A 5,098-nucleotide genomic window follows, 5' to 3' on the forward strand; every position below is an offset into this window, starting at 1 on the left:
CACCCGCGCCGGCCAGAAGGTGGGCAGGAACTCGCCGCCCCAGGGCCGGTAGGCCGACAGGCAGCTGGCGGTGTCGGTCTGCCAGGGGCAGGCCATCCAGCGGGTGATGCTGCCGGGGGTGCAGCCGTCCAGCGGGCCATGGGGCGCCAGCGCGCTGGCCGAGGTGAGTTCGCTGCCGTGGTCGGGCTCTTCACCGCCGCGGCGCTGCAAGCGAAAAGGCGCTGCATACAGGCTGGCCACGCGCATGGGCCAGGTGAACTCGGTGCCCGGGTGGAAGGGGCCGCCGGTGGTCTCATCCAGCACCGCGCGGTCGATGCCCTGCACCTGCTCGGCCGGGCTCAAGGCGTCCCACGGCCGGGGCGGCGGCGGCGCGCCGTCGGCGATGAAATCGCCGGCCGCCCACTGACGCAACATCTCGTACTGCGAGGCCAGCACCGCCATCCACATGCGCGGATCGGTGGGCACGTCCACCGTGGCCGCGTCGCCATACACCGGCGGCCAGCTGTCGGCCTGCAGCGCCGCATAGTCGGGCTGGCGGAAGCGGCTGAACACCGCCCGCCGCAGCGCCTGGCTGCCGGGCGAAGGGTCGCCCAGCTGCTCCAGCAGCCGCGGATCGCGGAAGTCGTTCGTCGAGCCCCAGCCGAACTGCAGCGCGAACCCGGCGTTGACCCACTGGTGGTCGGCAAAGCGCGCGAGCAGCGGAAAGATGTCGGTGGAAAAGCGCGGCTGCAGCGGCCGCAGCGTGGGGTCCAGCGCCATGCCCACGTCGCGCAGCAGGTCCCAGCCGGTGACCAGGGCCTGCACGCCCGGCGCATAGTCGGGCGGTGCCACCACCACCCAGGCCCCGGTGGCGCGCAGCTCGCGGCCGCCCAGCACCACCCGCGCCTCCACCGGGCCGTCGGCCACGTCGTCGTGCCAGCCGTCGTTGTTGGCAAAACCGGTGGGCGGCTGGTGGTCATAGGCGGCCGAGTGCCCGCGGCCACCGAGGAACACCAGGCGCCCGCTGTCGTCGGTGCGCAACTCACCCAGGTACACCGGCTGGCCAAAGAAGCAGCCGTCGTCCAGCCGCAGGTCGGCCTGCTGGCCATCGGCGTTCACGCCCACGCCGCTGATCGACCGTGCCCGCGGCCGGATGGACAGCTGCGCCCGGTCCGCGCCCATCACCTGCGCATTGCGGCGCAGGCTGACGAAAGGCCGCACGTCGGCCCGCTGACCGCGGCTGGCGGGAATGTCCATCGCCTGGTCGAAGTTGAACCAGGCGGCCTTCTCGTTGGCCACCTGCACCGTCCAGGTGATGGGCCCGTCATCGGCGGTGATCTCGCGCACCACCTGCCCCGCCGCATTGAAGCCGTAGAGCCGGAAGCGCGCCGCCTGCCGCAGCAGGCGGCCCTGCGCATCGCGGTAGCCGGTGGCTTCGCCCGGCCGCTCGCCCGGCACTTCGGGCCCGAAGAAGAACCCGTCGGGGCTGTTGCCAACCCGGGCGATGCCGATGGACGGGTAAATCGCCACGCGTTCGATGGTGCTGGGCTGCATGTCGCACTCCTGCGCACATGATGGAGCGCCGGTTTTGCCACCGCCCGCCAGGCCGCACAAGGCATGGGCGGCCCGGCCGTGGCAGGTTTCAGAACACTTCAGATCGAGCCCTGCCCGCGATGCCGAGCGGGCAGGCCTGTGGCCAAATAGGGGGTTGACGACACTGCAGCCGCAGACGGGCGCCTTTCTTGCAGCCTGCGCGGCCAATGCCCTCCATGCCCTGGCCCGCCCTGTTGCGCCGAACCCTCATCCTGTTACGTTGTCTGGTGTTGGTCGCCGTGCTGGGCGGCGCCCTGCCCGCCGGGGCCGCGCCGCTTCAGGTGGGCGACCAGGACAGCATCAGCCTCTGGCCTGCCCTCACGCTGCGCCACGACCCCGAACACAACCTGCCGCTGGAAGAAGTGCTGGCCGCCCCCCGCTACTTCCAGAAGCCGGCAGGCACCCCGGCCAACCTGGGGCGCATGCCCGATACGCTGTGGTTGCGCATCCCGCTGCAGGTGGCCGGCCACGCGCCGGTGCAGCGCGTGTTCGGCATCGACTACCCGCCGCTGGACCGGGTGGACGTGTACCTGGTGGCCGGCGGCCAGGTGCTGTCGCATGCGCGCATGGGCAGCTCGCTGGAGCATGAGATGCGGCCGCTGCGCTCACGCACGCTGGCCGCGCCGCTGGTGCTGCCTCCCGGCGACAGCGAGCTGTACGTGCGGGTGTGGGCCCGCAGCTCGATGGTGCTGCCGCTGACGCTGCGCACGCCCGAAGCCTTCGCCGAGCACGAAGCCCGCGGCCAGCTGCTGCTGGGCGTGCTGGCCGGGCTGGCCGTGGCCATGCTGCTGTACAGCATCGCCCACGGCGTGGCGCTGCGCGACGGCATGTTCGGCTACTACGCGCTGCTGCTGGGCGGCAACCTCGTGTTCTTCATGTCGTACTTCGGCATCCTGGCGCAGCATGTGTGGCCGCATGCGCCGCAGCTGGCGCAGGAGATTTCGCCGCAGGCGGTGCTGATCGCGGTGTTCGGCGGCTCGGCCTTCATGTCGCGGGCGCTGGCCGTGCGCGAAGTCAGCCGCTGGGCGGCGCGTGCGCTGGCGCTGCTGGGCGGCACCGCGCTGGCCGGCCTGGCCGCCTACCACCTGGGGCTGATGGACTTCCGGGCGGTGCAAGGCCTGGCCACGCTGATGGGCCTGCTGCCCACCGCCGTGGCGCTGCCCATCGCGGTGCTGCGCGCCCGCCGCGGCGACCGCATCGCCACCGTGATGGTGCTGGGCTGGAGCATCTTCCTGATCGGCACCGCGGCGCTGGTGGGCACCATCCTGGGCAAGCTGCAGCCCACCTTCTGGGCGCTGCACCTGTACCCGCTGGCCACCATGTGCGAGATGGCCGTGTGGATGGCGGTGCTGGCGCTGCGGGTGCAGGCCATCCACCGCCATGCCGAGCGCGCGCGGGTGGAAACCCACCGCCTGCGCGACCTGGCCCACACCGACCCGCTGACCGGCCTGCCCAACCGGCGCGGCCTGCACGACCGCATGGTGCCGGCGCTGGCCGAAAGCACGCCCGACCAGCTGCTGGCCGTCTACCTGCTGGACCTGGACGGCTTCAAGCCGGTGAACGACCAGTACGGCCACGACGTGGGCGACGCGCTGCTGGTGGCCGTGGGGCAGCGGCTGCAGGCCGAGCTGCGCACCACCGACGCCGTGGCCCGCGTGGGCGGCGACGAATTCGTGGTGCTGGCCAGCGGCCTGCTGGACGCCGAAGCCGCCCATGCGCTGAGCCAGAAGCTGCTGCAGGCCTTCGACCACCCCTTCCAGGCCGCCGGTCACAGCTGCCAGGTGGGCCTGACCATCGGCTACGCCCTGGCCCCGCTGGACGGCCACGACGCCGACGAACTGATCAAGCGCGCCGACGCCGCGATGTACGCCGGCAAACAGGCCGGCCGCCGGCGGGCGCAGCGGGGGGGCAGGATGATGGCGGCGGCGTGAGTCGCCCGCGCGGGAGTGCGCCGCGGGTCCGGTTCAGCGAGGGTCCGCAGTGGGATGCTGGACGATCTGCAGTTGATTGCCGGACGGATCTTGCAGGGTGGCGAGGACACCGCCCCACAGCTGCTTTTCCGGCAGCCCTGAGAACATGACGCCGAGCGCTGAAAGCTGTTGGTGTCGGGCTGCCGCATCCTTGACCGTGAAAGACAGGCCCGTGAAGCGACCGACCAGGAGCCTGTCTTCCTCCGGCGCATCGCTGCCGACTTCTTCGATCACCAGATCGGCAGCCCCGGCCCGGAAGACGCAGTATCCGTATTCGCTGCCATCTGCCTTGACTGCGAGACCCAGCATTTCAGCGTAGAACCGCTTGGCCGCGGAAAGGTCGTTGACAAAGACTCGTGCGGTGTTCAGCTCCATGGTTCTTCTCCTCGGTGGCTGCTGCTTGGCGGCTGCACGAAGCCTGCAAGACCGCGACAGATCCTGTCCATCAGATGCGCAAACTTCCATCGGGTGCCATCGTGCCACGCAGGAGTGGGAGCAGATGGTCGTCCAGACTTTGCTTTCCTCGGGTGGCGGTCTCGATGGCGGTATCTGCTTCGTACCAGAACGTAGCTTCGGTCCCGAACGGCCTTGTAGACGGTGACGGGTCGGCCACCGACAGTGCTTTCAGGCCACAGTAATGCGCCATGCTTTCGTTGAACCAGACGAAGGAAGGCTGCGGCTGCCGGCCGCGGCCCGAGACGCCGGCACGATCTTCGTCAGGTACCGCAGCGCCGTAGCATGGAGCGCCTCCAGGCCAAGCTGCTTTATCCGCGGCGGCTGAAAACTTGATGCGCAAGGCGGACGAGAAAAGCCAAGATCCCCCAGGGCTTGCCCTGCCACTAGGCCTCTGGGTCGCAGGTAAAGCCGCGGCAGACAAACGCGAGCTTGTTGCCGTCGGGATCGCGCACATAGGCTGCATAAAAGTCAGGGTTGTACTGCAGCCGTAAACCTGGCGACCCCTCGGAGCTGCCCCCATTGGCCAGTGCAGTCTCATAGGCCCGTTCGACCTCACCCCAGCTCGTCGCGCGAAGCGCCACCATCGTGCCATTGCCCGCCGTTGCAGGCCGACCATCCTGCGGCTGGCAGACCCAAAGCGCGAGCTGAACCTGACCGCTCTGCTGATAGGTCCCCCATCCGGCCCATCCCTCCCAGTCACCCTCGGCAGAGGTGTCGCAACGCGACATTCCGAACACCTGCAGAACGGAATCGTAAAAGGCCACGGCACGCGCAAGATCGTTGGTGCCGAGCGTGATGTAGGTGAGCATGCATCGTGTGCCGCCCGCCGGGCGGAGGAGCCGAAGGTTCGGCGCAAGCATCCAACATGTCAGGCCGGATGTCCACGCTCCCGCCCACCCCAGAAGACCCGCACCGCGGGCTGGGCGGCGGCCCGGATCACATCTCGTCAATCGCCGTCCGCGTGCTCGGCTGCTCGCTGCCATCCACCGCGAAGCGGTCGCGCGTGGTCACGTAGAAGCTCGCGCCGAAGCGGCCGACCGGGTGGTAGTCCTGCAGGCGCACGCGCCAGCGCTCGGCGTCGATCAGGCCTTCGCGGGCGC

5 protein-coding genes and 1 pseudogene are annotated in these 5,098 nt (G+C 70.0%); 1 reads left to right on the forward strand and 5 read right to left on the reverse strand.

Annotated features, from left to right (window positions below; translation table 11 throughout):
• Nucleotides 1-1,533 (reverse strand): LodA/GoxA family CTQ-dependent oxidase (locus ABNT58_RS02045; RefSeq protein ID WP_348751850.1); only part of this gene is annotated, 1,533 nt, incomplete at its 3' end.
• A 266-nt stretch (nt 1,534-1,799) separates the two neighbouring features.
• On the opposite strand from ABNT58_RS02045, the gene ABNT58_RS02050 reads away from it, so the two are divergent.
• Nucleotides 1,800-3,503 (forward strand): diguanylate cyclase, encoded by a 1,704-nt coding sequence (locus ABNT58_RS02050; RefSeq protein ID WP_348751851.1) that lies wholly within the window; start codon nt 1,800-1,802, stop codon nt 3,501-3,503.
• Nucleotides 3,504-3,536: 33 nt separating this feature from the next.
• On the opposite strand, the gene ABNT58_RS02055 is transcribed toward ABNT58_RS02050, so the two are convergent.
• The 4 genes and pseudogenes from ABNT58_RS02055 to ABNT58_RS02070 form a co-directional block, all read right to left on the reverse strand.
• The gene (locus ABNT58_RS02055; protein ID WP_348751852.1) at nt 3,537-3,917 is read right to left on the reverse strand and encodes a VOC family protein; all 381 of its coding nucleotides are present in this window, start codon (nt 3,915-3,917) and stop codon (nt 3,537-3,539) included.
• Nucleotides 3,918-3,987: 70 nt separating this feature from the next.
• The gene (locus tag ABNT58_RS02060; RefSeq protein ID WP_348751853.1) at nt 3,988-4,338 is read right to left on the reverse strand and encodes a hypothetical protein; all 351 of its coding nucleotides are present in this window, start codon (nt 4,336-4,338) and stop codon (nt 3,988-3,990) included.
• 43 nt (nt 4,339-4,381) lie between these two features.
• Nucleotides 4,382-4,807, reverse strand: a complete 426-nt coding sequence (locus tag ABNT58_RS02065; protein ID WP_348751854.1) for a VOC family protein — start codon at nt 4,805-4,807, stop codon at nt 4,382-4,384.
• 127 nt (nt 4,808-4,934) lie between these two features.
• Nucleotides 4,935-5,098 (reverse strand): annotated as a pseudogene (locus ABNT58_RS02070) (flavin reductase family protein); the annotation flags it as partial.

Source organism: uncultured Aquincola sp. (assembly GCF_964001545.1).
In the GTDB taxonomy this organism is placed as follows: domain Bacteria; phylum Pseudomonadota; class Gammaproteobacteria; order Burkholderiales; family Burkholderiaceae_C; genus Aquincola.

Coding starts and splice junctions, on each gene's coding strand:
- ABNT58_RS02055 (WP_348751852.1), bottom strand. CDS start 3,917: ATGGAGCTGAACACCGCACGAGTCTTTGTCAACGACCTTTCCGCGGCC.
- ABNT58_RS02065 (WP_348751854.1), bottom strand. CDS start 4,807: ATGCTCACCTACATCACGCTCGGCACCAACGATCTTGCGCGTGCCGTG.